At 65.5% G+C, this 24,690-nt stretch carries 21 protein-coding genes; 13 read left to right on the top strand and 8 right to left on the bottom strand.

The window, feature by feature from the left end:
• Positions 1-42: 42 nt before the first annotated feature.
• The 4 genes from BLT92_RS08685 to BLT92_RS08670 form a co-directional block, all read right to left on the bottom strand.
• Positions 43-1,524 carry a dihydrolipoamide acetyltransferase family protein gene (locus BLT92_RS08685; RefSeq protein ID WP_172802577.1) on the bottom strand — a complete coding sequence of 494 codons (1,482 nt, stop codon included), beginning with the start codon at positions 1,522-1,524 and terminating at the stop codon, positions 43-45.
• Positions 1,524-2,528, bottom strand: coding sequence for an alpha-ketoacid dehydrogenase subunit beta (locus BLT92_RS08680; RefSeq protein ID WP_172802576.1), 1,005 nt, complete (start codon positions 2,526-2,528; stop codon positions 1,524-1,526). The genes BLT92_RS08685 and BLT92_RS08680 overlap by 1 nt, the downstream gene beginning before the upstream one ends.
• Positions 2,529-2,539: 11 nt before the next feature.
• Positions 2,540-3,646, bottom strand: a complete 1,107-nt coding sequence (gene pdhA, locus BLT92_RS08675; protein ID WP_092104891.1) for a pyruvate dehydrogenase (acetyl-transferring) E1 component subunit alpha — start codon at positions 3,644-3,646, stop codon at positions 2,540-2,542.
• A 129-nt stretch (positions 3,647-3,775) separates the two neighbouring features.
• Positions 3,776-4,270: a YqeB family protein gene (locus BLT92_RS08670; RefSeq protein ID WP_092104888.1), complete on the bottom strand. Its 495-nt coding sequence runs from the start codon at positions 4,268-4,270 to the stop codon at positions 3,776-3,778.
• A gap of 148 nt (positions 4,271-4,418) precedes the next feature.
• On the opposite strand from BLT92_RS08670, the gene BLT92_RS08665 reads away from it, so the two are divergent.
• Positions 4,419-5,066: a TetR/AcrR family transcriptional regulator gene (locus BLT92_RS08665; protein ID WP_092104886.1), complete on the top strand. Its 648-nt coding sequence runs from the start codon at positions 4,419-4,421 to the stop codon at positions 5,064-5,066.
• A gap of 60 nt (positions 5,067-5,126) precedes the next feature.
• Here the strand turns inward: BLT92_RS08665 and BLT92_RS08660 are convergent, their stop codons facing one another.
• A complete protein-coding gene (locus tag BLT92_RS08660; RefSeq protein WP_092104884.1) occupies positions 5,127-5,585 on the bottom strand; it encodes an Lrp/AsnC family transcriptional regulator in 459 nt (152 codons plus the stop codon).
• A 343-nt stretch (positions 5,586-5,928) separates the two neighbouring features.
• Here BLT92_RS08660 and BLT92_RS08655 point away from each other — a divergent pair, with 343 nt between their 5' ends.
• Genes BLT92_RS08655 through BLT92_RS08645 form a run of 3 tightly spaced genes read left to right on the top strand, consistent with a single transcriptional unit; the run spans position 5,929 to position 10,248 of the window.
• The gene (locus BLT92_RS08655; RefSeq protein WP_092104882.1) at positions 5,929-6,705 is read left to right on the top strand and encodes an electron transfer flavoprotein subunit beta/FixA family protein; all 777 of its coding nucleotides are present in this window, start codon (positions 5,929-5,931) and stop codon (positions 6,703-6,705) included.
• An 11-nt stretch (positions 6,706-6,716) separates the two neighbouring features.
• Positions 6,717-7,703 (top strand): electron transfer flavoprotein subunit alpha/FixB family protein, encoded by a 987-nt coding sequence (locus BLT92_RS08650; protein ID WP_092104880.1) that lies wholly within the window; start codon positions 6,717-6,719, stop codon positions 7,701-7,703.
• A 1-nt stretch (position 7,704) separates the two neighbouring features.
• Positions 7,705-10,248: a cytochrome b/b6 domain-containing protein gene (locus BLT92_RS08645; RefSeq protein WP_092104877.1), complete on the top strand. Its 2,544-nt coding sequence runs from the start codon at positions 7,705-7,707 to the stop codon at positions 10,246-10,248.
• Positions 10,249-10,357: 109 nt separating this feature from the next.
• Here BLT92_RS08645 and BLT92_RS08640 read toward each other — a convergent pair whose 3' ends face one another.
• Together BLT92_RS08640 and BLT92_RS08635 are read right to left on the bottom strand one after the other, a co-directional pair.
• A complete protein-coding gene (locus BLT92_RS08640; RefSeq protein ID WP_092104875.1) occupies positions 10,358-11,095 on the bottom strand; it encodes a mycothiol-dependent nitroreductase Rv2466c family protein in 738 nt (245 codons plus the stop codon).
• Between the two features lie 79 nt (positions 11,096-11,174).
• Positions 11,175-11,858, bottom strand: a complete 684-nt coding sequence (locus BLT92_RS08635) for a haloacid dehalogenase type II (protein ID WP_231939101.1) — start codon at positions 11,856-11,858, stop codon at positions 11,175-11,177.
• 310 nt (positions 11,859-12,168) lie between these two features.
• Here BLT92_RS08635 and BLT92_RS08630 point away from each other — a divergent pair, with 310 nt between their 5' ends.
• The 3 genes from BLT92_RS08630 to BLT92_RS08620 all read left to right on the top strand — a co-directional run bounded on the left by BLT92_RS08630 (position 12,169) and on the right by BLT92_RS08620 (position 15,703).
• Positions 12,169-13,482 carry an MFS transporter gene (locus tag BLT92_RS08630; protein WP_092104873.1) on the top strand — a complete coding sequence of 438 codons (1,314 nt, stop codon included), beginning with the start codon at positions 12,169-12,171 and terminating at the stop codon, positions 13,480-13,482.
• 81 nt (positions 13,483-13,563) lie between these two features.
• The gene (locus BLT92_RS08625) at positions 13,564-14,820 is read left to right on the top strand and encodes an aminopeptidase P family protein (RefSeq protein WP_092104871.1); all 1,257 of its coding nucleotides are present in this window, start codon (positions 13,564-13,566) and stop codon (positions 14,818-14,820) included.
• A 106-nt stretch (positions 14,821-14,926) separates the two neighbouring features.
• Positions 14,927-15,703 carry an IclR family transcriptional regulator gene (locus BLT92_RS08620; protein WP_092104869.1) on the top strand — a complete coding sequence of 259 codons (777 nt, stop codon included), beginning with the start codon at positions 14,927-14,929 and terminating at the stop codon, positions 15,701-15,703.
• Between the two features lie 118 nt (positions 15,704-15,821).
• Here the strand turns inward: BLT92_RS08620 and BLT92_RS08615 are convergent, their stop codons facing one another.
• Positions 15,822-16,484: a GntR family transcriptional regulator gene (locus BLT92_RS08615; protein ID WP_092104867.1), complete on the bottom strand. Its 663-nt coding sequence runs from the start codon at positions 16,482-16,484 to the stop codon at positions 15,822-15,824.
• A gap of 104 nt (positions 16,485-16,588) precedes the next feature.
• Between BLT92_RS08615 and glyA the strand changes: the two genes are divergently transcribed.
• From glyA to BLT92_RS08585, 6 genes are read left to right on the top strand one after another with little or no spacing between them, the layout of a single operon-like run.
• A complete protein-coding gene (glyA, locus tag BLT92_RS08610) occupies positions 16,589-17,974 on the top strand; it encodes a serine hydroxymethyltransferase (protein WP_092109014.1) in 1,386 nt (461 codons plus the stop codon).
• Positions 17,974-19,191: a sarcosine oxidase subunit beta family protein gene (locus BLT92_RS08605; RefSeq protein ID WP_092104865.1), complete on the top strand. Its 1,218-nt coding sequence runs from the start codon at positions 17,974-17,976 to the stop codon at positions 19,189-19,191. Before glyA ends, BLT92_RS08605 begins: the two co-directional genes overlap by 1 nt.
• Before the next feature lie 25 nt (positions 19,192-19,216).
• The gene (locus tag BLT92_RS08600) at positions 19,217-19,513 is read left to right on the top strand and encodes a sarcosine oxidase subunit delta (RefSeq protein WP_092104863.1); all 297 of its coding nucleotides are present in this window, start codon (positions 19,217-19,219) and stop codon (positions 19,511-19,513) included.
• Positions 19,514-19,572: 59 nt separating this feature from the next.
• Complete coding sequence (locus BLT92_RS08595; protein WP_231939148.1) at positions 19,573-22,536, top strand: glycine cleavage T C-terminal barrel domain-containing protein; 2,964 nt, start codon at positions 19,573-19,575, stop codon at positions 22,534-22,536.
• Positions 22,529-23,248: a sarcosine oxidase subunit gamma gene (locus BLT92_RS08590; protein WP_092104859.1), complete on the top strand. Its 720-nt coding sequence runs from the start codon at positions 22,529-22,531 to the stop codon at positions 23,246-23,248. The genes BLT92_RS08595 and BLT92_RS08590 overlap by 8 nt, the downstream gene beginning before the upstream one ends.
• Positions 23,248-24,660, top strand: coding sequence for an L-serine ammonia-lyase (locus tag BLT92_RS08585; RefSeq protein WP_092104857.1), 1,413 nt, complete (start codon positions 23,248-23,250; stop codon positions 24,658-24,660). The genes BLT92_RS08590 and BLT92_RS08585 overlap by 1 nt, the downstream gene beginning before the upstream one ends.
• The last annotated feature ends 30 nt before the right edge of the window (positions 24,661-24,690 follow it).

Below are 24,690 nucleotides of genomic sequence, written 5' to 3'. Positions count from 1 at the left end.
CGCGCGAGGACAGGCCCGACCGCGCGCGGACGCGTCAGTTGATCACAGCTCCGGCAGCAGCGAGATCGGGTTCTCGATGCAGTCCGCGACGAAGGTGAGGAACCGGCTCGGCTCGGCACCGTCGCATGCGCGGTGGTCGAAGACGAAGGACAAGAACATGACCTTGCGGACGGTGAGCTCGCCGTCGACGGCCCACGGGCGTTCCTTGATCCGTCCCAGGCCGAGCATCGCGACCTCTGGGAGGTTGATGATCGGGGCGGATCCGTCGACGCCGAACACGCCGTAGTTGTTGAGCGTGAATGTTCCGCCGGTCAGCTCTTGAGAGCTGAACTTGCCGGTCGGTGCCTTTCCGACGGTCTCGGACACGGAATCGCGCAGCGCTCGCAGGCCCATCTGGTCGGCGCCGTGGACGACGGGAACCATGAGGCCCCGCGGCGTCTGGGCAGCCAGGCCGAGGTTGATGTCGCCGTGGGTGACGATCTCGTTCGCCTCGGTGTCGATAGTGGAGTTGATGATCGGGAACTTCTTCAACCCCGCGACAACGAATCGGGCCACAAGCGAGAGCAGGGAGTACTTCTCCCCGGTCCTCGCCTCGAGCGCACGCTTGGTGTTGAGGAGTTCCGTGGCGTCGACGTCGAGCCAGATCGTGGCCTCGGGAATCTCCTGCCGCGATTTCGTCAGCCGTTCGGACACGACCTTGCGCAGCCCCGTGATCGGAGTCCTGGTGTCGCGGTTGCCTGCGTCAACAGAAGCCGCGGCTGCTTCCCCCGCCGAGGTGGTGCCCGGCAGGTCGTCGGTGCCTGTCCGAGTCGTGTTCGACGTCCCCGCGGGGACGCTTGCCGTGCGCCCGGAGGTGATACCGGGGCCCGAGGCTATCGCTGAGAGCACATCGGCGCGGGTGACGACCCCGCTGGGCCCGGTGCCGGGCAGGTGTTTGGCGCTGATCCCGTGGTCTTTCGCGAGCTTGCGCACGATCGGTGACGACACGGGAGAGACTCCGGTGTCCGAAGCCGTCGTGGATGCAGCCTCGGGTGCCGGGAAAGTGGCGGCCGAGGGCTGCGGGGAGACCTGTTCGGTGGGGGCCGGTTGCGCAGCGGTCGGTGGCTCGCTCTGAGCCCCGAAAGACCGCTTCTTCGTCGATCGGGCCTTCGGCTCGGAAGTTCCATAGCCGATGAGGTTCGCACCGCCACCGGCGGAATCGTCGTCCAGGTTCGACTTCGCGTCCGCACTCGAATCAGCACCTGCCTCGGCGACGGACAGCAGGGCCTGACCTGCCGACACGGTGTCACCGGCGCTCGCATGCAGCGCCTTGATCCGCCCCGCGAACGGGGACGGCAGTTCGACGACGGACTTGGCGGATTCGACCTCGACGACCATCTGATCGACGTGAACCTCGTCGCCGACGTCGACGAGCCAGCTGATGAGCTCGGCTTCTGTCAGTCCTTCACCCAGGTCGGGGAGGATGAAGTCGCGCACGGCCGTCGTGGAGCCGGCAGTCCCGGTCACACTCGTCTCGGCACTCATCACAGCTCCCAATCCCAGGATTCGAGGGCGTCGAGAACGCGTTCGGCGGTGGGCAAGTAGTACTCCTCGAGCTTCGGGGACGGGTAGGGCACGTCAAAGCCGGTGATCCGCAGGACCGGGGCCGACAGGTGGGTGAAGTTGGCCTCTGTGACGCGGGCGGCCACCTCGGCGCCGTAACCGCCGAACTGGGCGGCCTCGTGGATGATCGCTGCACGGGACGTTTTGCGCACGGAAGTCGACACAGTCGCGTCGTCGAAGGGCGACAGGGTCCGCAGGTCGATGACCTCGATCGACAGTCCGTGGTCGGCACCTTCTTCGGCCGCGGACAGAGCCGTGCGCACGGTGGGCCCGTAGGCCAGCAGTGTCACGTCGCTGCCCTCGCGCACGACCTGCGCCTGGTCCATCGCGGCGGTCTGCACGGGCAGGCGCAGCTCGTCCTTCATCCAGTAACGGGACTTCGGCTCCATGAAGATCACGGGATCGTCGGAGTCGATCGATTCGCGCAGGAGTGAGTAGGCGTCGGCCGGGTTCGACGGGGTGACGACGGTCAGGCCGGCTGTCGACGTCCAGTAGGCCTCAGAGGAGTCCGAGTGGTGTTCGACGCCGCCGATATCGCCGGCATACGGAATCCGGATCGTGATCGGCAGGCTCACGCGGCCCTTCGTGCGATTGCGCATCTTCGCGACATGGGACACGATCTGCTCGAACGCGGGGTAGGCGTAGGCGTCGAACTGCATCTCGACGACCGGGCGCATCCCGGCCATCGCCATGCCGATCGCGGTGCCGACGATCCCCGATTCCGCGAGAGGGGAGTCCCAGACCCGTTCGGGTCCGAATTCCTTCCGCAGGCCTTCGGTGACACGGAAGACCCCGCCGAGGCGACCGACGTCCTCACCGTAGACGAGGACGTTCTCGTCGGCGGCCAAGGAGTCGTGCAGGGCCTGGTTGAGTGCCTTCGTCATCGTCACGGAGACCGGCGCCGGAACCTCGTCTGCTGTGGTCATAGCGGTGACGGTCATGACTGAACCGCCGCTGCGAGCTCAGCCTCGAGAGTTTCCTGCTGCCGGGCGAGGCTGGCGCGAGGGTTTGCGTAGACGTGGGCGAAGAGTTCGGCCGGGTCGATCTCGGCCTCGGTGTTCATGGCATCGCGGACCGCCGTGGCGAGCACTTCTGCGCTGGCTGCGATTTCTTCTGCGCCGTCGTCGTCGAGGACACCGGCGGAGCGCAGGTGCTTCTCGAGACGGTCGATGGGGTCGAACTGCTTCCAGTGCTCGACCTCTTCTGAGTCGCGGTACTTCGTGGGGTCGTCGGAGTTCGTGTGCGACTCCATCCGATAGGTCAGGCACTCGATGAGGGTGGGGCCCTCGCCGTCCCGGCCGCGTTCGAGTGCCGCAGTCACGGCGGCGAATACGGCCGCAATGTCGTTGCCGTCGACGCGGATGCCGGGCATGCCGTAGCCGGCGGCACGGTCGGCGAGCATCGTGGCGTTCGACTGCTCCCGCAGCGGGGTCGAGATCGCGTACTGGTTGTTCTGCAGCACGAAGACGGTGGGAGTCTGCCACACCGAGGCGAAGTTGAAGGCTTCGTGGGTGTCGCCCTCACTGCTGGCGCCGTCGCCGAGGAAGGTCAGAGTGCAGGCGTCGGTGCCCTTGAGCTTGGCTGCCATGGCGAAGCCGGTCGCATGCAGGGTCTGTGTGGCCAGCGGTGTCGCCGCAGGTGAGGTGTGGTACTCGTTCGGATCGAACCCGCAGTGCCAGTCGCCGCGGAAGGCGGAGAGGATCTCGGTCACGGGCACGCCGCGGGTCAGCAGTGAGGCGGTGTCGCGGTAGGTGGGGAAGAGCCAGTCGCCCGGTGCCAGTGCGGTGGTGGCACCGACCTCGATGGCTTCCTGGCCGGCGGCGGACGGGTAGGTTGCCAGGCGCCCCTGCTTAGTCAGGTGGGTGACCTGAGCCTCGAAGCGCCGGACCTGCACCATCTTCTGGTACAGACCGAGCAGCGTGCGATCGCTCGGGATGCTTAAGCCCTCGGTGGGGGCATCGGTGGGCTGACCGTCTGCACCGATGAAGCTGACAGGCTGCAGCTGGGGCAGTGAGCGGCGAGAGGTGGGAACGTCAATGGTCATGGCCCCATGGTGGCGTGACCCGAGTCACCGATCCAGGGTCTGCGAACAGGTTCGGACGGGGCGTGCGTTTGCGTCGTGAAGAGCGGACGAAAGGGCCGTTTCGTGCAGGTCGGGCGGACGTTTGGCCGCTCAGATCTCGCCCCAGCGGTATCCGCGAGAGGTGAACGCCGCGGCGACCCTGTCCTTCTTGCCTTCGACGTCTCCCTTGTACGCCTGGTGCCCGCCTTCGGTGAGGATGGTCAGCTTGCCGCCGTCGAAATAGGCGGTGGAGTAGGCGGCGCGGGAGATCCGCAGCGGATGGTCATCGGCCCTACCGACGAGGATCCGGTCGTCGTCGACACTCAGGGGAGTGGTGGAAGCGCTGATGACGAAGGTCGCGATTGCTCCGAGAACCCCACCGATGATCGGACGGGCGATGACCACCCAGGCCTGATCGAACTTGCTGAGCTTCTCGACGACATCGCCGAAGGGAATCGGAAACCGCGCTGCGAAGGCGCCCACTGCAGGGAGGAAGAATCCGAGGGCGACTCCGATGCCGACGCAGACGAGGCCGATGACGAGAATGTCGGCTCGACTGAGCGCGAAGACGTCGGCGGTCGAGCGGTCGTTGTCGGCGCGTGTCATGGTCTCTCCCTGCTGTGGCAATCATCATTCCTCGCCATCGCGATGGAACACTAGTGTACCAAACTGGAACAATGCCGTTCCATGAGAGAGAATCGAGACAGATCGACCGGATCGGAGTCGACATCTCAGAACGAAGGGTGGGGCGCGGATGACGAAGGGGATGGGGCGGCTGGGCAAGGAGGCCCTGGTCAGGGAATCGATGGCGATCCTCGCCGCGAATGCGACGGCCTCGATGTCGGATGTGGCGTCCGAACTCGGTGTCGGCAGGACCACTCTGTACCGTCATTTCGGGGACAGGGAAGCGATGATCGCCGAGGTGGCCCGCCTCGGCGCCCGAATGTTCGGTGACGCACTGATGAGCGCTCGTCCTGCAAGCGGGCCCGGGCTCGATGCCGTCGAGCGGGTGTGTGCCCAACTGTTCACGGTTCCCGACGCGCTCACGCTCATGTTCGCCGACGAGCCCATCATCACCGACGATGTCTTTGCCGAGGTGGAACGTGAGCGCAGGGCCGAGGCGGAGAGTGAATCCGACGCTGCGCCAGGTTCAGCAGACGATGGCGACGTCCTCGAGGCAGTCATCGCCAGGGGGCAGTCCGATGGATCCATCACCACCGAGGTGCCCGTCGTGTGGGCTGCGATGTACGTCTTTCTGACGATCGGCTCGGGGCACCTCTTCAGTGTCACGGCAGGTGAGACCGGACCGGATGGGAGGGCGCGCGCATTGGCACTGACGGTCCGGGCCGTGAGGAAGACGCTCGGGTCAGAGAGGGCGATCAGGGAATACCGGAAGGACTGAGTCGGAGAATCAACGTCTCCGACGATTCGGCGTCGTCAACGAATGAGCGCGGTCGACGATTCAGTGACCTGAGCCCGGACGGTGTCCTTCTGCCTCATCGAGGATGAGCAGCGAACGCGACGACACCACCCCTGGGACTTCGTGGATCCGGCGCAGAATGACCTGCGACAGTGCGGTGTTGTCAGGGGCGTTGACGGTCACCAGGGCGTCGATGTCACCGCTGACGGCCTGGACCTTCTCGACGAACGGAAGTTCGGCGAGCTCATCCCTGACCTTGGGCCAGGGTCGATCGCCGATCTTGACGACGACCACCGCGGTCACGGTCATTCCGAGGGCACTGCGGTCCACCTCGGCGGTGAATTTTCTGATCGCACCGGATTCGATCAGTGCGGAGAAGCGCTTGTGGGCCGCCGATCGGGAGATGTGCACCTGCTCGGCGAGCTGACGGACGCTCAGGCGCGAGTCGTCGACGAGGGCAGCGATGATGCTGCGGTCGATATCGTCGAGGTCGAATGCCACGAGGCGCTCCTTCAACGTTGATGCGGGCGGATCCGCCAGTCGTTTCCTGGTCACAGTCGGCGTCTCCAGTCTAAAGCCCGTTCTGTGACCTCGCTCATCATGCCTGGCTCAGTCTGCGATGACCTCGTGGACCGGGATGCGATCATGCTGCGACACCACAATTCTTTCGATCGTTCGTACAGTAAACGTGTTGCGTACGGCACACAGCACGTAAGATGATTCACTGAGTACTTCTCCGGGCTTCCTCGCGGACCCCGGGTGTCGAACGAAATTGCGCTGGCTGTAGATTATGAGACAGAAGTCTCACAGCAGCCGGAATTGCCCCATGGAATAGGAGTCATCCTTGAAGATCGCGGTGTTGGTCAAAGAGGTCCCGGACACATACGGGGATCGGAAACTGAATTTGGAGACCGGTTTGGCGGATCGTTCCGCCTCGGAAGCGGTCCTCGACGAAATCGGCGAGCGTGCGCTCGAAGTCGCTCTCTCCTATAAAGATGGCAGTGACGGAACCGAGGTGAGCGTCGTCTCGATGGCACCCGACACCGCGACCGCCACGATCCGCAAGGGCCTGGCCATGGGTGCGGACAATGCCGTGCACGTGAGTGATGAGGAGCTCCTCGGCGCAGACCTCGGGCTGACCTCGGAAGTTCTGGCAGCGGCCATCCGCCGCGGCGGCTTCGACCTCGTCATCACCGGAAACGTCTCCACCGATGGCAATGGCGGCATGATCCCGGCCATGCTCGGCGAGCACCTGGATTTCCCGCATGTGACCGGCCTGAGCGCGGTTGAGATCAGCGACGGCAAGGTAGCAGGCACCCGTGGGGTCGAGGGCGGCAAGCAGGAAGTCAGTGCGCAGCTTCCCGCCGTCATCTCCATCACCGAGGCGCTTCCCGAGGCCCGTTTCCCGAACTTCAAGGGCATCATGGCCGCGAAGAAGAAGCCGTTCGAGGTCATCGGCCTGTCCGACCTCGACGTCGATGCCAATGACCAGTCCACTGCACGATCGATCATGGTCACGGTGGCCGAGAAACCGCCGCGTGAAGCCGGAGAGAAGATCGTCGACGAAGGAAACGGTGGAGCAGAGCTCGCCGAATTCCTCATCAAGAACCGCCTGGCCTAAGGAGAGTCGATATGTCCGAATTCCCACAAGACTCCATTCTCGCCGTCCTCACCGCCGATGCCGAAGGCCAGCTGGAGAAGCCGGCCGCTGAGCTCCTCGGCGGTGCTGGTGAGATCGGTACCCCCGTCGCACTGGTCCTCGCTCCTGCCGGCCAGGGCGAGTCTGCCGCCGAGCAGGCCGCATCCTTCGGTGCCGTCCAGACACTCATCGCCGAGGTTCCTGAGGGCAATTCCGCGCTCGGAACCTTCGCCGTCGACGCCCTGAGCGCCGCGAGCGACCTGGCCGCGCCCGATGCCATCCTCATTCCACACTCGATCGACGGTCGCGACATCGCCGGACGTTTCGGCGTCCGGTCCGGTTCGGCCGTGTCCGTCGATGCCCTCGGCGTCGAGCGTGACAGCGAAGGCATCGTGGCCAACCACTCCGTCTACGGCGGCGGCTACACCGCCTCGTCGGCGCCGACCTTCGGTGCCCCCGTCATCACCATCCGCCAGGGATCCATCGAGACCCGCGGGGAAGCCCAGTCCGCGAACTCGCAGGCACTCGAGGTTGCCGATTCCGGCAAGCGCTCGGCCCAGGTCGAGTCCTTCGAAGCCGTCGTCGAGACGTCTTCGCGTCCCGAGCTGCGTGGCGCCTCGAAGGTCGTCTCCGGTGGCCGTGGTGTGGGCTCGGAGGAGTCCTTCGAACTCGTCGGCGAATTCGCCGATGTCCTCGGTGCCGCTCTCGGTGCCTCGCGTGCGGCCGTCGATGCCGGATACATCGCCCAGTCCCACCAGGTCGGACAGACCGGTGTCTCCGTGTCGCCGCAGCTCTACGTGGCACTCGGCATCTCCGGTGCGATCCAGCACAAGGCCGGCATGCAGACCTCGAAGACCATCGTTGCTGTGAACAAGGACGGCGAAGCGCCGATCTTCGACATCGCCGATTACGGCGTCGTCGGCGACCTGTTCAAGGTCGTGCCGCAGTCGATCGAGACCTTGAAAGAGAACAAGTCCTGATATGGCCACGTATTCCAGTTCGCTGCGCTCGGGCCTGCCCAGAGAGCCGGGCGGTGAGCCATGGCCCCCAGAGGGAACCATCGGCGAGCCGATCGAGCCGGGCACTTCCGCTGTCTCGGTTGAGTCGGCCGAGCCGGTCGAATCCGTAGACGCGGCCGAGCAGGTCGACACCGACCAGTCCGTTGCGGCCGAGTCGCCCGCCGAGGCTGAACAGCCGACCGCCGTCGAGGCTGACGCTGCCGGAGAGTCGGAGGAAGCCGATGAGTCCGGCTCCCTCGGCGCCGGTGCTGCAGTCGGCGCGACCGGTGTCGCTGCCGGTGCAGCGGTTGGAACAGTGGCCGCCGCATCCGATACGGATGCGGACTCAGGTGACGCTGCTGAGCAGCCGTCTGAATCAACTTCTGCCCAGTCGTCCGCTCCTGCCGCCGAGGCGAGCATCGAGGTTCCGCTGCGCCGTGGCCTGCCCCGCGTTGCCGGTGGTGACCCTTGGCCCCCAGAGGGCCTCGCGCCTGCCGGTGTGAAGGCGCCATCGAATTCGGAAGCTGCGTCAGCAGCCCCCGAGGCCGAGCCCGCAGCTCAGTCCGACTCTGACTCCTCGTCTGTTGCTCCGGCTGCTGCCGGTGCCGCAGGTGCGGGAGCAGCAGTCGCTGGTGCAGCCGTCGCGTCCGATGCCGACACTGAGCCCGCATCCCAAGCGTCCGCGGACGCTGAGCCGGCTGACTCCTCTGCGGCGGCTGGGACTGCCCCCGCCGGGGATGTTCCGCTGCGCCGCGGTCTGCCCCGCGTTGCCGGTGGCGACCCTTGGCCCCCAGAGGGCCTTGCCCCTGCAGGTGCGAAGGCCGCGGCTGCACCTTCTGCATCTCCAGCCGCGGCCGCACCTTCGACTCCACCTGCAGGTGAGAGTGCTCCTGCGGCTGATGGTGCTGCGGGCTCGAGCACGTCCGCGGGTGGAGAAGCTCCAGCCGCAGATGATGCGTCCACGGAAACCGACAAGTCATCGGCTGCTCCGGCCGCCGCTGCGACGGCCGGAGCTGTCGGCGCTGGTGCTGCTGCCGCCTCCGGGAAGAAGTCATCCGGTGAGCTCAGCGATACTCCTCTGCGACGAGGACTGCCTCGCGTGGCAGGCGGGGACCCATGGCCCCCAGAAGGATTCGCTCCTGCCTCGACCGATTCAGCTGCGGCCGAATCGAGCTCGACGGCTCCGGCTGCTGAAAGTGATTCGTCTGTCGCCTCGGCTCCAGACGAGAAACCATCTGAGTCTTCCTCGGCTGCTCCAGCGGCAGCCGCAGGAGCAGCTGCCGTCGGTGCCGGTGCAGCCGGTGCCGCTGTCGCAGCCTCGAGCTCGGGCGACAAGTCCGCGCCTGACGAAAAGCCGGCGGCCACCTCGGCGGACCCGAAATCGACGAGATCCGGACTGTCCAAGTCGACGGGACCTGCTCAGAGGAAACCGATGGGCAAACCCGCCGCCAAGGCGACGGACAAGCCGACGGCGAAACCCGCAGCGAAACCGGCAGACAAACCTGCCGCGAAGACGAGCTCCGCACCTGCCAAAAAGGCTCCGGCCGCGAGCTCAGCGGCCAAACCCTCGCCGGCGGCCGCCTCGGCGAAAGCATCGGGAACGGCCGCGAAGAAGAAGGAACCGACGATGATCGGTTCGAAGTCCGTGGGCCAGTGGGCGAAGCTCGGTGGCCTGGGGCTCGGCGGACTCATCGTCGTTGCCGGCATCTTGGTCCTCGCGGCACGCGGGCTCACGACCCTGCCCGGTGTGCCGGAGTTCCTCGAGAAGTATCCGGGCGAGTACGCTCTGCCGGAGTTCGTCGATGACGGGTTCCCGGCGTGGGCGAGCTGGACGCACTTCCTCAACGTCTTCTTCATGGTCCTCATCATCCGCTCGGGTCTGCAGGTGAGATATCAGCAGAAGCCGCCGGCCTTCTACACCCCGAAGAAGGGTGGTAAGAAGATCAGCATCAACCTGTGGTTCCACACAGGCATTGATCTGTTCTGGCTGGCCAACGGCGTGGTCTTCGTCGTGCTGCTGTTCGCCTCCGGACACTGGGCGCGGATCGTGCCGACGAGCTGGGAGGTCTTCCCGAACGCCGTCTCGGCGATGCTGCAGTACGCGATGTTGGATTGGCCGACCGAACACGGGTGGGTCAACTACAACTCGCTCCAGCAGCTGATGTACTTCCTCGTTGTGTTCGTTGCGGCTCCGCTGGCTGCGATCACCGGTGTGCGGATGAGCGAATGGTGGCCGAAGGACGCTGCCAAGCTCAACAAGATCTACCCGGCACCGTTGGCTCGTGCGATTCACTTCCCGACGATGATCTTCTTCGTCGTGTTCATCATCATCCACGTGTTCCTCGTGTTCGCCACGGGCATGCGTCAGAACCTCAACCACATGTACGGGGGTTCGGATGATGTGAGCTGGGTCGGTTTCATCTGGTTCGTGGCGTCACTGGCGGTCATCGTCGGCGGCTGGTTCGCCGCCAGGCCGATGCTGTTGGCGCCGATCGCGAATATGTTCGGCCGCGTCAGCAGCCGCTAGCAGAATATGCGCTGCCGGAGAGACTCCGGGATGTGGCCGGAAGCGCCGGACGAGGAAGGCCCCTGCAGGACGAGAGCGTCCTGCAGGGGCCGAATCGCATACAGCCCGATCACTTCTTGTGCCGACGGCTGCCGCCATGCCAGTCCTCCTGCTGACCAGCGGAATCAGTGTCGACTCCGAAAGCAGCAAGCTGCGGTCGCTCCCGCAGACTTCGTTTGAGCTCCGAGAAGCCGGGAAAGCTTGCCAGTCCGACGACATGGTCCCAGAGTTCGACGGCCGAGTCGTCATCGGGCAGCCGACTGATCACCGGTCCGAAGAAAGCCACCCCTTCGGGCGGCGAGAAGTGGATGATCGGCGTGCCCACGTCCTTCCCTGTCAGCGCGAGAGCCTCATCCGTCTCCTGCTGGATCTCAGCGTCCCAGGTTTCGTCGTCGAGAGCCTGCGCCAATTCCACGGGCAAGCCAGCCTCGGCGAGGATCGGTTCCGCGAACTCCCGCGTCCCGCGCTCTTCACGCAACTCGCCTTCGGGTCGGTGGGTCGGCCAATCTGCCGCACCATCGAAGATGTGCCTCCCCATCGCCGCATACAAGGCACCCAAGGAGTCGCGGCCGTGTTCAGCTCGAGCCCGAGCTGCGACTCTCAGAAGTCGGAGTCCGGCCGTATGCCCCGCTTCGTATTCGCGTGGAAACTGCGCATCGTAGTCAACGTCGGCATTGATCAGACGCAATGAGATGAATCTCCAGTCCACGGTGTAGTCACGCTGTGCCTGCACCTGCCGCACCCATTTGCTCGTCATCCAGGCAAAAGGGCAGACCGGGTCGAAATAGAAGCGTATGTCGGCATTCATGCGGCCAACACTGGCACCGTGAGATGACCGGCGTCAATCCTTCGCCTGATGCTGGACAGGAGCTGGTCCTGACGTCGGCTCATGCGACCCTGGCTGCCAGGACGGACGAGAGATCGGTCAAGTCGGTGACGGTGTTGTCCGGTGGAGAGAAGCAGTTGGGGTAGGAAGCGCCCGAGCGGTTGAGCCAAGCCGTTTGAAGGCCTGCCCTTGCTGCACCGTGGATGTCCCAGGGGTGGACGGCGACCAGCATCATCTCCGACGGTTCCGCGCTGCACGTGAGTACAGCGTAGTGGTAAGCAGCCGCCGCCGGTTTCCACGCCGGTGCGTCTTCGACCGAGAGCAGTGACAAGAACGAGTCGCCGATCCCAGCGCGCTCGAGGAGACTCTCAGCAATCGCGGTGGAACCGTTGGACAAGGTGATCAGTCGATACCCGGCCTGACACAGACCGCGGACTCCTTCGGGGACGTCCGGGTGCACACGCAGCGATGCCATGCCGGCCATGATGTGCTCCACCGCCTGACTCCGGTCCCGGTCGAGGTCGACGCTTGTCAGCAGGCGGTGCAGCGCGTCGGTGCCCAATTCGGAGAATCCGACGTTGTCGCCGGCCGCGGTCAGGGCAAAGCCGTCTCTGAGCAGGGTGGTGAACCAGAGCTCGGCCAGCGCTCCGGGCGCGCCGACCTCCTCGAAGAGCCCGGCCAACGGTGACATGTCCGACAGGGTTTCGTTGACGTCGAAGACGATGGTTGAGGGGCTGGTGCTCACAACGCTCTCCTTCACAGCACGGGGACGATCTCAGCAACCCCATTCTGCCCGAACCTCAGGACGCGCGACAGGCATCGTGCAGACGAGTCGGTTCGGCCGGACCCTGCGCTCGAGAACGCGAGTGAAACCTGGCCGGTCGGCAGATGGATCCGATGAGCACTTTTCTTGGGAAACACTCTTGACCCCGGCACTCCAGCGGCTTACTGTTTATGCAACAGGGTTGCAATGGCTGCAACTTACTCATATCAGTCACGATGATGGAGAAGACAAAGATGTCGATATTCGCTCCCATGAGATCGGCGGTGTGACCATGACTCAGATCTCGGCTCCCGCCACCTCCCCCTCGGTCAAACAGAAACGTGTCCTGCGCCGTGTCATCTCGGCGAGCTTCATCGGCAACTTCGTCGAGTGGTTCGACTACGGCGTCTACGGATACTTCGCGGCCACGATCGCACTCGTCTTCTTCCCCGCCTCCGAGGGCAGCATCGCTCTGCTCTCAACCTTCGCGGTCTTCGCGGTGTCCTTCGTCGTCCGTCCGATCGGCGGGTTCATCTGGGGACACATCGGCGACAAGATCGGTCGTCGATCGGCGCTGTCCGTGTCGATCCTCATCATGTCGGTCTCGACCTTCGCCATCGGCCTGCTGCCCAGCTACGCCATGGTCGGTCTGTTCGCGCCGCTCCTGCTCCTGCTCGTCCGCCTCGTCCAGGGATTCTCCGCGGCTGGCGAATATGCGGGCGCCTCGGCATTCCTCGTCGAATACGCACCCCCGGGTCGGCGTGGTATCTATGGGGCAGTGGTTCCGGCCAGCACCGCTTCCGGGCTCCTGCTGGGTTCCGTACTCGCTGCGGTCCTGACCTCGGTGCTCACCGACGCGCAGTTGGAGACCTGGGGTTGGCGGCTGCCGTTCTTCCTTGCGGCTCCCATGGGTCTCATCGGCCGCTATATCCGCACGCGACTCGAAGACACCCCGGCCTTCCGCGAGCTGGCCCAGGAGGACGAAGTCATCAAGGCACCGGTCTTCGCAATGTTCCGCGACCATTGGCGCCCGCTCGTCATCGCCATGTGTGCGGTTCTGCTCAATGCGGTCGGTTTCTACGTGGTGCTCACTTATATGCCCACCTACCTCACGACGGAATTGGGGTACGGTGCCACCGAATCCTTTGTCGCCACGACGATCGCACTCCTGACGTACATCGGCTTCATTCTGTTGACAGGGCTGGCCTCGGACCGGTTCGGGCGCAAGCGGATGCTCTTCATCGCCTCCATCGTCTTCATCCTCTTCACTGTGCCGGCGTTCATGTTGCTCGGTTCCGGCAGCTTCACCGTCGTCGTCCTCGTCCAGATCGCGCTGGGCGGCATGCTCACCCTCAACGACGGGACGCTGCCGACCTTCCTCGCCGAGATGTTCCCGACGCGGATCCGCTACAGCGGTTTCGCCGTCAGCTTCAACCTCTCGAATTCCCTCTTCGGGGGCACCGCACCATTCATGGCCACCCTGCTCATCGGTCTGACGAATTCGCCGCTGGCGCCCGGCTGGTATCTCATGGCTGCCGCCGTCGTCTGCCTGGGCGCGGTCCTCTGTGCCAAAGAGACTTTCCACAAACCCCTGCGCGAAGTCTGATCCGCGCAGACGCACCCCTCCCGGTTCACTCGCAACGCACCCCGACCCACCCACGGTTCACCCACACGAGAAGGAGATCTCATGACCACTACAACCACCGACACCGCCTCCGTCGCCGATCTCGAGCGCCTCAAGGTCCTCCACAACGGCTCCAAGTCGACGCTGACGTTCTCTGACGCAGAGATGGAGCGTCGCCTGACCGGGCTGCGGACGATCATGGCCGAGACGGAACTCGACGCCGTCGTGCTCACTTCGTATCACAACATCAAGTACTACTCGGACTTCCTCTTCACCTACTTCGGTCGCTCCTACGCGATGGTCGTCACCCCCGATGACTCCGTGACGATCACGGCCAACATCGACGCGGGCATGCCCTGGCGGACGAGCTATGGCGAGAACATCGTCTATACGGACTGGCGCCGTGACAACTACCTCTACGCCATCCAAGAGGGTCTGCGTCAGCGCGGCATCGCCGCCCCGAAGCGCCTCGGCGTCGAGGACGACAATCTGCCGCTGGAGAATCGCAACAAGATCCAGGCGGCGTTCTCCTCGGCGAGCCTCGTCGACATCTCGCAGGCCGCGATGCGTCAGCGCATGATCAAGTCGGGCGAGGAGATCGAGGTCATCAAGCACAGCGCTCGGATCGGAGACCTCGGCGGGGAGGCGATCAAAGCCGCGATCACCGAAGGCATCAGCGAGTACGAAGTCGCCCTCATCGGCACCGAGGCGATGGTCCACGAGATCGCCAAGACCTTCCCCGACCAGGAGGTCCGCGACACCTGGGTGTGGTTCCAGTCGGGCATCAACACTGACGGAGCGCACAACTGGGCGACGACGCGGAAGGTGCGCAAGGGAGACATCCTCAGCCTCAACTGCTTCCCTATGCCCTCGGGCTACTACACCGCCCTCGAACGCACCCTGTTCTACGGTGAGCCAGACCAGGCCTCGCTCGACCTGTGGAACGTCAATGTCGAGGTGCACAAGCGGGGGATCGAACTGATCAAGCCCGGAGCGGTGTGCAAGGACATCGCGGCCGAGCTCAACGAGATCTACTTCGAGCACGGCCTGTTCCCGAACCGCACATTCGGGTACGGTCACTCCTTCGGCGTGCTCAGCCACTATTACGGCCGCGAAGCCGGCCTCGAGCTGCGCGAGGACATCGACACCGTGCTCGAGCCGGGCATGGTCGTGTCGATGGAGCCGATGATCACCGTCCTCGAGGGGCAGCCGGGAGCCGGAGGGTACCGCGAGCACGATATCTGCGTCGTCGGCGAGTCCGGGTCTGAGGACATTACGACGTTCCCCTTCGGACCCGAGCACAACATCATCCCGGCCTGAGCGGTACGACCCCTCACGCAGGAGCTGAAGCAGGAAGGACCGGGTCGCTCCCGGGAACGTCCGCGGGCATCGTCAGTCGGTGCCCGCGGACGAATACACTGACATCATGCCTCGACAGTCTTCCGACACCTCCCACCGCGGTGCCTCCGTCATCGAGAACACGGTGTCGATCCTCCGCTGCTTCTCCCCAGATAGGCAGGAGCTCGGCGTCACTGAGATCGCGCCGCGTGTGGGTCTGCACAAAAGCACCGTGTCCAGAATCCTCACCGCACTCGAAGCCCAGGGCATCGTCGAGCAGGAATCCTCACGCCGCTACCGGCTGGGACTGGGAATCCTCGCGATCGCCGGGCCCCTGCTCGCCGACCTTGATGTCAGGAGGGCCGCCTATCCGATTCTGCAAGACCTCACCCGCCGGACCGAGGAGACCAGCGCCCTCATAGTGTGGAACGGGGCCGAGGCGATCACCGTCGAGCAGATCCCCAGCCCTCAGCAGGTCAAACACACCTCGAGTCTGGGGTCGCGGTATCAGACCGCCTACAGCGCATCGGTGCAGGTCTTCCTTGAATTCGCTGAGTTCGATGAGGTCCAGGCGCTCGCCGACAGCGACTCCCTCCTCGGTCTGGACTCCAACCCCGAGAACTTCGACGCTTACCGCGCGCTCCTCGGGGAGAATCGGCAGCGAGGCTACGCGCTCAATGATGCCCACACGTCGCCGAACGAGGTCGGAATCGCAGCCGGAGTGCACGACCATCGCGGAGCGCTCGTCGCAGCCGTTCTCATCGCCGCACCCAAGTTCCGCACCGATGCGGATCAGATCGCGGAACTCGGTCAGTGCTGCGTAGATGCCGCTCGCCGGGTCTCGCAGCGTCTGGGTGGAAACTGACTCGCGGCGGACACTGACTCGCAGTGCTCGACCTGCCACGAGCCAGCTCGATTCACAACGACTCAGCTGGACCCAGGCCGATCCACCCCGGGCGTCATCGCCGGCTTCGCTCCAGGACTCACCGCAGGGCTGCGCGCAGGGTCCTGTCGAAATCGCGGACATGGTCGGCGGCAAGTTCCGCCACCGCTTCCTCGTCGCCCTCGACGATCGCCTCGAGCAGGTCGATGTGCTCACGGATATGTCCGATGAGGTCGGGCATGCGCGGGATGACCAGGCACCAGATCCGCGTCGCCAGATCGTCGAGGCGCACGAGGGTCTCCGTGAGATGCGGATTGTCGACGGAGCCGTAGATGAGGCGGTGGACAGACAGATCGTGCTCCATCAGAGTCCGCTGGCCGACGTCGGTTCCGAGCTCCCGCAGCTGAGAGATCATCGCGGTGAACTCCTCGCGTCGGGTGGCCTCGAGGTTGGCGGCCGCCTTGCGTGCAGCGATGGGTTCGAGGACTTCGCGCATCTCGGAGATCGTGCTCAGATCGGTGAGATCGACGTTCGAGGCGAAGGTGCCGCGGCGCGGGAACGAGACGACGAGGTGATCGCTCTCCAAACGTTTGAGCGCCTCGCGGATCGGGGTGCGGCCGACATCGAGCTCATCGCTGAGCGTGGCCTCGTTGATGGCGTCGCCGGGCGCGATGTCGAGCATGATGAGCCGGTGACGAAGGGTCTCGTAGGCGTGGTCGGAGAGTGACCCTCGGTTCGACTTCGGGGCTGCCGATGTGCGCATGGCTCAACTCCTGAAAAACCTGTTGCATTCCGTGACTGACACTGCTTAGAATACAGGAAGACAACTGATATATTAGTTGACGATCAATGATCGAAGGAGATCACATGACACAGCAGATTGCGGATCGAGTCGACCCCTCCGATGCCTCCGCCGTCATCGCCGACGCCGGCTTTCCCAGCCGGGAACCCGTCGAGCTGAGTACGCCCATCGCAGACCTCGACCCACAGATCGCGGGGTTCATCGACGCCGAGCTCGCCCGTCAGCGGGAAGGCCTCGAGATGATCGCCTCCGAGAATCACACCGCGTCCGCCGTCATGGCCGCACAGGGTTCGGTGCTCACGAACAAGTACGCGGAGGGCTACCCCGGTCGTCGCTACTACGGCGGCTGCGAGCACGTCGACGAGATCGAACGTATTGCCATCTCCCGCGTCAAGGAGCTCTTCGGAGCCGAGTACGCCAACGTCCAGCCTCACTCCGGAGCGCAGGCCAACGCCTCGGTCATGCACGCACTCATCCGTCCCGGCGACACAGTGCTCGGCCTCGACCTCGCTCACGGTGGTCACCTCACCCACGGGATGAAGATCAACTTCTCCGGACGCCTCTACAACATCGTCGCCTATGGCGTGCGCGACGACACCCATCGCGTCGACATGGCCGAGGTCGAGCGCCTTGCCCAGGAGCACAGGCCCAAGCTCATCGTCGCCGGCTGGTCGGCCTACTCTCGTCAGCTCGACTTCGCCGAGTTCCGCCGTATCGCCGATTCGATCGATGCCTACCTGATGGTCGATATGGCCCATTTCGCCGGACTCGTCGCTGCCGGCCTCCACCCCTCGCCGGTGCCGCATGCCCACGTCGTGACGTCGACGACGCACAAGACGCTCGGCGGGCCACGCGGTGGCATCATCCTCTCCAACGATGCCGCGATTGCGAAGAAGATCAATTCCGCGGTCTTCCCCGGTCAGCAGGGCGGGCCCCTCGAGCACGTCATCGCGGGCAAGGCCGTGGCCTTCGGCCTCGCCGCCACCGATGGTTTCGTCGACAAGCAGCGACGGACCCTGTCCGGCTCGTACGAACTCGCGCGCCGCCTCGGCGAACCCGATGTCGCCGAGCGGGGCATCTCGGTCGTGACAGGCGGCACCGACGTCCACCTCATCCTCGTCGACCTGCGCAACTCCGTGCTCGACGGCGGGCAGGCCGAGGACCTCCTCGCCGAGGTCGGCATCACCGTCAACCGCAACGCCGTGCCCAACGACCCGCGACCGCCGATGGTGACGTCGGGGCTGCGCATCGGCACTCCGGCGCTGGCCAGCCGCGGATTCGGCTCGGCCGCCTTCGCCGAGGTCGCCGACATCATCACCCAAACCCTCATCGCCGGAACTGCAGAGGGTGGAGCCGCTGCCGAGACCATCGCTGCGCTGAGCATTCGAGTCTCCCGACTGGCCACCGCCCACCCGCTGTACCCCACCCTGACCGAGATCGGAGCACACTGATGGCTGACCTCCCTCCAGAACACCCCGACTTCCTGTGGCGCAATCCCGAGCCGAAGAAGTCCTATGAAGCCGTGATCATCGGCGGCGGCGGTCACGGCCTGGCCACCGCCTACTACTTGGCGAAGAACCACGGGATGACGAATATCGCGATCCTCGAGCGCGGTTGGCTGGCCGGCGGAAACATGGCCCGGAACACGACGATCATCCGCTCGAACTACCTCTGGGACGAGTCGGCGGCGATCTACGAGAAGTCCCTCAAGCTCTGGGAACAGCTGCCCGAGGAGCTCGACTACGACTTCCTCTTCTCCCAGCGCGGAGTGCTCAACCTCGCCCACACCCTGCAGGACGTCCGCGAGTCCCAGCGTCGGGTGAATGCGAACGCGCTCAACGGCGTCGACGCCGAATGGCTCGACCCCAAGCAGGTCAAGGAAGTCTGCCCGATCATCAACATCGGCGACGACCTGCGCTATCCGGTCATGGGCGCGACCTTCCAGCCGCGTGCCGGCATCGCCAAGCACGACCACGTCGCGTGGGCCTTCGCCCGCAAGTGTGACGAAATGGGCGTCGACATCATCCAGAACTGCGAGGTCACCGGCATCGAGCGCATCGGCGACAAGGTCGTCGGGGTCGAGACCACCCGCGGCAACATCGCGACCGAGAAGGTGGCCATGTGCGTGGCCGGCGATTCCTCGGTCCTCGCCGACATGGCCGGAATCCGTCTGCCGATCCAGTCCCATCCGCTGCAGGCGCTGGTGTCCGAACTCTTCGAGCCGGTCCACCCGACCGTCGTCATGTCCAACCACGTCCACGTCTACGTCTCCCAGGCGCACAAGGGCGAGCTGGTCATGGGCGCCGGCGTCGACTCGTACAACGGATACGGACAACGAGGCGGCTTCCACGTCATCGAAGAGCAGCTCGCCGCGGCAGTCGAACTCTTCCCGATCTTCGCCCGCGCCCATGTGCTGCGCACCTGGGGCGGCATCGTCGACGTCACCCTCGACGCCTCACCGATCGTGTCGAAGACCGAGGTCGCAGGACTCTACGCCAACTGCGGGTGGGGCACCGGAGGCTTCAAGGGAACACCTGCCGCCGGACTCACCTTCGCCCACACCATCGCGAACGACGAACCGCACCCGCTCAACGCCCCCTACGCGCTCGACCGGTTCGAAACCGGCCACCTCATCGACGAGCACGGCGCAGCCGCCGTGGCCCACTGACCGGATCGACTCAGGAAGGACGACCATGCTTCTCATCGACTGCCCGCACTGCGGGCCACGCGACGAAACCGAATTCCACTACGGCGGACAGGCCCACGTTGCCTACCCAGCCGACCCCCACGCACTGAGCGATCGGGAGTGGGCCGAGTTCCTCTTCTATCGAGACAACGACCGCGGCCTCTATGCCGAGCGGTGGAGCCACAGCCTCGGCTGCCGGAAGTGGTTCAATGCCGTCCGCGACACCGTGACCTATGACTTCACGGCCATCTATCCCATGGGCGATCCGCGCCCGACTCCAGCAGAAGGTGAGGCCGCACGATGAACTCCCCACACACGAGCTCCGCGGACACCGGCACACGCGCGGACACCGGCACTCGGCGCATGCCGCAGGCCACCGGGATCGACTCCTCACGTCCCGTGCGCTTCACCGTCGATGGGCAGGCCTACTCGGGCTTCGCCGGCGACACGATCGCCAGCGCGCTCATCGCCTCCGGCCGCATCGACTGCGGTGCCTCGACGTACCTGGGACGGTCCCGCGGGATTCTCAGCGCCGGCATCGAGGAGTCCAACGCCCTCGTCCGCGTGCAGCCGCGCGTGGCCGGTGATGTCAGCGAATCTATGCTTCCGGCCACCCGTGTGCCCATCACCGACGGACTCGAGGCCGATTACCTCTCGGGCCTGGGCATCCTCGACCCCGGTCAGGACGAACTCGTCTACGAGCACAAGCACATCCATGTCGACGTCCTCATCGTCGGCGCCGGGCCTGCTGGCCTGGCCGCCGCCCGGGAGGCCGGCCGCTCCGGAGCCAGGACGCTCCTGCTCGACGACCGGTCCGCTCCCGGCGGCTCGCTGCTCTCTAGCCCGGGACGCAGTGTCGAGGGAGCCTTCGACGAGTCCATCGACGATGTCTCCGCGGCCGAGTGGATCGAGACCACCGTCAACGACTTCGCCGAGGCGGAGGAAGTCACGTACCGTCCGAACACGACCGTCTTCGGCAGCTACGATTCGAACTTCTTCGTCGCCCTCGAAGACCGGACACGCGAGCTCGTCGAGACCGAGGGCACGGGCTCCGACGCAAGCGCCGGCTCTGCCGACAGCCACCGGGACAACACCGCCTCCCGCGCAGGCACCCGGCAGCGGGTGTGGCACATCCGCGCCAAGCAGGTCGTGCTCGCCACCGGAGCCCATGAGCGCCCCATCGTGTTCGCCGACAACGACCGACCGGGCATCATGCTCGCCTCGGCCGTGAGGACCTATCTCAACCGCTTCGGCGTCGCCGCGGGCCAGCGCATCGCGATCGCGGCGACGAACGATTCGGCCTACGAACTGCTGGCCGATCTGCACGCGGCCGGAATCGACGTTCCGGCGATCATCGACTCCCGGACCACCGCCTCGGCGATGGCCGAGAGAGTCGTCGACACGACGGGGACCCGGCTCATCCTCGGCTCCACGGTCACCGGCACCGCAGGCGAGGGCCCGGCGGGGCGCATCAGCCGGGTCACCGTCGCAGCCCTCGATGAGGACGCTGTGGCGGCCGGTCACGGCGAAAACATCGACGTTGACCTGCTGGCCGTGGCCGGAGGGTTCTCCCCGGTCATCCACCTGCACGGACAGCGCAGGGGCCCGATCGTTTGGCGCAGCGACATCGCCGCCTTCGTCCCGAGAACACCGGTGCGCGACCAGTTCACCGTCGGTGCGATCAATGGTGACTACTCCCTCGAAGCGGCTCTCAAGGACGGTGCCGAGGCGGGCAATGCGGCAGCCGACCGCACCGGCTTCGCCGCCGCGCTCACCGTTCCCAAGGCCGCGGCGATGACCTACGCACCGGCGCGTCCACTGTGGCTGGTCACCTCGGCCGAGGACGATCACACGGCGCTGACGACGCACTTCATCGACTTCCAGCGCGATCAGAGTGTGGCGGACGTGCAGCGGGCGATGAACGCAGGCATGCGCTCGGTCGAGCACGTCAAGCGCTACACCTCGATCTCGACAGGAGGCGACCAGGGCAAGACGAGTGCGGTCAATGCCATCGGTGCCATCGCCAGCATCCTCGGCGAGACCGACCTGGGCTCGGTCGGGCACACGACCTTCCGCGCTCCCTTCGCCCCGGTGCCCTTCGCAGCATTGGCCGGCCGGCGGAAGGGCGAGTTGTTCGATCCGGCGCGCATCACCGCGATCCACCCCTGGCACGTGGCCCACGGAGCCGAGTTCGAAGACGTCGGACAGTGGAAGCGGCCCTGGTACTATCCCCGCCCGGGCGAGGACATGGAGGCAGCGGTGCTGCGCGAGGGCAAGGCCGTGCGCGAATCGGTCGGCTTCCAGGACGCCTCGACGCTGGGCAAGATCGAGATCCGCGGCACCGACGCCGGCGAGTTCCTCGGCCAGATCTACACGAACGGCTTCAAGAAGCTCAAGGTCGGCAAGGGACGCTACGGTCTCATGTGCAAACCCGACGGCATGATCTTCGACGACGGCGTCACCCTGCGCGTGGCCGAGGACCGCTACTACATGACCACGACCACCGGCGGTGCGGCCACCGTCCTCGAATGGCTCGAGGAATGGCACCAGACCGAATGGCCCGAACTCGACGTCGTCTTCACCTCGGTGACGGAGCAGTGGTCGACCGTCGCGGTCGCCGGCCCCAGGTCGCGAGACGTCATCGCCAAGATCGCCCCGAACCTCGACGTGTCCAATGAGAACTTCGAGTTCATGGGCTTCCGCGAGACGACCCTGAACAACGGGGTCCCGGCGCGCATCTGCCGGATCTCCTTCTCCGGTGAGCTGGCCTTCGAGGTCAACGTCGAGAACTACTACGGCCTGGCCGTGTGGGAGGCCGTCGCCGAGGCGGGAGCCGAGTTCGACATCACCCCCTACGGCACCGAGGTCATGCACGTCCTGCGTGCCGAGAAGGGCTTCATCATCGTCGGTCAGGACACCGACGGGACCGTGACCCCGCAGGATGCGGGCATGGAGTGGATCGTCTCGAAGTTCAAGGACTTCATCGGCAAACGCTCCTACTCACGGATCGACACGGCCCGCGAGGACCGCAAACACCTCGTCGGGGTCCTTCCCGTCGACGGCACGACCCGGTTGGCCGAAGGTGCGCAGCTCATCACCTCGGGCACCCCGGTGACTCCGGAGGCCGGGCCCGTGCCGATGATCGGCCACGTCACCTCGTCCTACATGTCGCCGAGTCTCGATCGCCCGATCGGTCTCGCCTTCGTCGAGAACGGCCGGAACCGGACGGGTGAGATCATCCAATCGCCGGTTGCAGGCGGCCTCGTCGACGTCGAGATCACCTCGCCCGTCTTCTACGATCCAGAAGGGAACCGCCGTGATGGCTGAAACCACCCACACCACCGAGCAGCGCCAGAGACAGCTGCGCAACGTCGAATCCTCCGCCGAGGCGCTCGATGCCCTCCGCGTCTCACCCGGAGCCCACCTCGCCGAGGAGATGGCCACGGCCACCAAGGCCGGCGGGGACGCTGTGGGGCTGCGGGAGCGAGCGTTCGCCGTCCAGCTCGGGTTGCGCGCCACGCCGGGAACCGCCTCGGCGCAGGCCCTCGAGTCTGCTCTCGGAATCACCTTGCCCAAGCAGATCGGCGAGGTCACCGGTGACGAAGCGGGACTGTATGCGCTCTGGCTGGGTCCCGACGAGTTCCTCGTCGTCGACGTCTCTCGGCGTCAGCGGCCCGGGGAGACGCTCATCGCCGAGGCTTCCCTCGAGGGGCTGCCGGGACAGGCCGTGGATCTGTCCGCGAATCGCACGATTCTGGAACTGACCGGGGCGAAGGCCCGTGAGGTCCTCGAGAAGAGCGTCCGCACCGACCTCCATTCGCGGGTCTTCGGCGTCGGCACGGCGATCTCGACCCAGCTGGGGCCGGTGCCGGTCATCGTGCACCACTCGGCGGAGCTTGAGTACCGCGTCTACCCGCGGGCGAGCTTCGCGGACTTCACGGTCCGCTGGCTGCTTGACGGAATGGCGGAGTTCCTCACCTCAGGGGGTGGCGCGGGCTTCGCCGGCAGCGCGAGTGCCGAGGCCGAGAGCAGCGACTGATGGCACTCGGTGTTCTCGACCTCTTCTCCATCGGCATCGGCCCTTCCTCCTCACACACGGTGGGGCCGATGCGGGCGGCAGTGCGCTTCGTCGATGAGCTGAGCGCCGACGGTAAGCTCGAGCGGGTCGACAGGATCACGGTCGGCCTGTTCGGGTCCCTCGGTGCGACCGGGATCGGTCATGGATCGGACTCCGCGGTCCTCGCCGGTCTCAGCGGAATGGAACCGGAGACCCTCGACCCGGACAGGGTGGCACCGCTGGTCGCCGAGGTGCGAGAGCAGGGCCGACTCCACCTCGGCGGACGGGTGGTCGTCCCTTTTGATGCGGAAGCGGATCTCACCCTGCATTTGCGCGAATCCCTTCCCGGCCATCCCAACGGAATGCGGATCAGCGCCGAGGTGGACGGTGTCGTCATCGACCGTGAGTACTACTCGATCGGGGGAGGGTTCGTCGTCGCCGCCGACGAGATAACCCTCGAAGCTGCGGACACCCGCGATCGCCTCCATTTCTCCACGGCCGATGAGCTGCTCGACCTGTGCCGCGAGCATGATCTTTCCATCGCCGAACTCATGGCCGTCAACGAACGCGAACGTCAGGACGAGGAGCTCCTGCGCAAACAGCTGCTCGACATCTGGGCGGTGATGCGCGAATGCGTGCACAACGGATGCACCCGGAATGAGAAGGAGCTGCCCGGCGGACTGAAGGTGCGCCGACGTGCGCCGGAGCTGCGCGCGCGGCTCGAAGATGCCGAATACCGTGCCTCGGGGTCCCTCGACGCCCTCGAATGGGTCAACCTCTATGCGCTCGCCTTCAACGAGGAGAATGCCTCGGGCGGGCGGATCGTCACGGCACCGACGAACGGTGCCGCGGGGATCATTCCCGCGGTGCTGCACTACATGGACCGGTTCGTCGTCGGCGACGGCCAACGGGCGAACCAGGATGGATGGGCGAGCCACAGTGACCGGGCGAGCGACGATGCTGTAGTGGAGTTCCTGCTCACGGCCGGTGCGATCGGGATCCTGTTCAAACGCAACGCTTCGATCTCCGGGGCCGAGGTCGGCTGCCAGGGCGAGGTCGGCTCCGCGTGCGCGATGGCGGCGGCGGGTCTGTGCGCCGTGCTCGGCGGCAGTCCGGAGCAGATCGAGAACGCCGCCGAGATCGGTCTCGAACACAATCTGGGTCTGACCTGCGACCCTGTCGGCGGCCTGGTTCAGGCTCCGTGCATCGAACGCAATGCCATCGCCTCGGTGAAGGCGATCAACGCGGCTAGGCTGGCCATGCACGGCGACGGCAGCCACCGGGTGAGTCTCGACCAGGCGATCGAGACGATGCGCCAGACCGGCGCGGACATGAAATCGAAGTACAAGGAGACCTCACGCGGCGGACTTGCCGTCAACGTCATCGAATGCTGAGCTCCACCGATTCACCAGCGAATCCCGACT

Source organism: Brevibacterium picturae, assembly GCF_900105045.1.
GTDB lineage: Bacteria > Actinomycetota > Actinomycetes > Actinomycetales > Brevibacteriaceae > Brevibacterium > Brevibacterium picturae.
The sequence above is the reverse complement of the archived record's forward strand: the minus strand, read 5'-3'. Positions and strand labels throughout refer to the sequence as shown.

Excerpts from the sequence above, each read along its gene's own strand:
- BLT92_RS08650 (WP_092104880.1), top strand. The coding sequence starts at position 6,717 with ATGTCCGAATTCCCACAAGACTCCATTCTCGCCGTCCTCACCGCCGAT.
- pdhA (WP_092104891.1), bottom strand. The coding sequence starts at position 3,646 with ATGACCATTGACGTTCCCACCTCTCGCCGCTCACTGCCCCAGCTGCAG.
- BLT92_RS08605 (WP_092104865.1), top strand. The coding sequence starts at position 17,974 with ATGGCTGACCTCCCTCCAGAACACCCCGACTTCCTGTGGCGCAATCCC.
- BLT92_RS08630 (WP_092104873.1), top strand. The coding sequence starts at position 12,169 with ATGACTCAGATCTCGGCTCCCGCCACCTCCCCCTCGGTCAAACAGAAA.
- BLT92_RS08665 (WP_092104886.1), top strand. The coding sequence starts at position 4,419 with ATGACGAAGGGGATGGGGCGGCTGGGCAAGGAGGCCCTGGTCAGGGAA.
- BLT92_RS08595 (WP_231939148.1), top strand. The coding sequence starts at position 19,573 with ATGCCGCAGGCCACCGGGATCGACTCCTCACGTCCCGTGCGCTTCACC.
- BLT92_RS08685 (WP_172802577.1), bottom strand. The coding sequence starts at position 1,524 with ATGAGTGCCGAGACGAGTGTGACCGGGACTGCCGGCTCCACGACGGCC.
- BLT92_RS08645 (WP_092104877.1), top strand. The coding sequence starts at position 7,705 with ATGGCCACGTATTCCAGTTCGCTGCGCTCGGGCCTGCCCAGAGAGCCG.
- BLT92_RS08585 (WP_092104857.1), top strand. The coding sequence starts at position 23,248 with ATGGCACTCGGTGTTCTCGACCTCTTCTCCATCGGCATCGGCCCTTCC.
- glyA (WP_092109014.1), top strand. The coding sequence starts at position 16,589 with ATGACACAGCAGATTGCGGATCGAGTCGACCCCTCCGATGCCTCCGCC.
- BLT92_RS08590 (WP_092104859.1), top strand. The coding sequence starts at position 22,529 with ATGGCTGAAACCACCCACACCACCGAGCAGCGCCAGAGACAGCTGCGC.
- BLT92_RS08615 (WP_092104867.1), bottom strand. The coding sequence starts at position 16,484 with ATGCGCACATCGGCAGCCCCGAAGTCGAACCGAGGGTCACTCTCCGAC.
- BLT92_RS08670 (WP_092104888.1), bottom strand. The coding sequence starts at position 4,270 with ATGACACGCGCCGACAACGACCGCTCGACCGCCGACGTCTTCGCGCTC.
- BLT92_RS08680 (WP_172802576.1), bottom strand. The coding sequence starts at position 2,528 with ATGACCACAGCAGACGAGGTTCCGGCGCCGGTCTCCGTGACGATGACG.
- BLT92_RS08640 (WP_092104875.1), bottom strand. The coding sequence starts at position 11,095 with ATGAATGCCGACATACGCTTCTATTTCGACCCGGTCTGCCCTTTTGCC.
- BLT92_RS08620 (WP_092104869.1), top strand. The coding sequence starts at position 14,927 with ATGCCTCGACAGTCTTCCGACACCTCCCACCGCGGTGCCTCCGTCATC.
- BLT92_RS08625 (WP_092104871.1), top strand. The coding sequence starts at position 13,564 with ATGACCACTACAACCACCGACACCGCCTCCGTCGCCGATCTCGAGCGC.
- BLT92_RS08600 (WP_092104863.1), top strand. The coding sequence starts at position 19,217 with ATGCTTCTCATCGACTGCCCGCACTGCGGGCCACGCGACGAAACCGAA.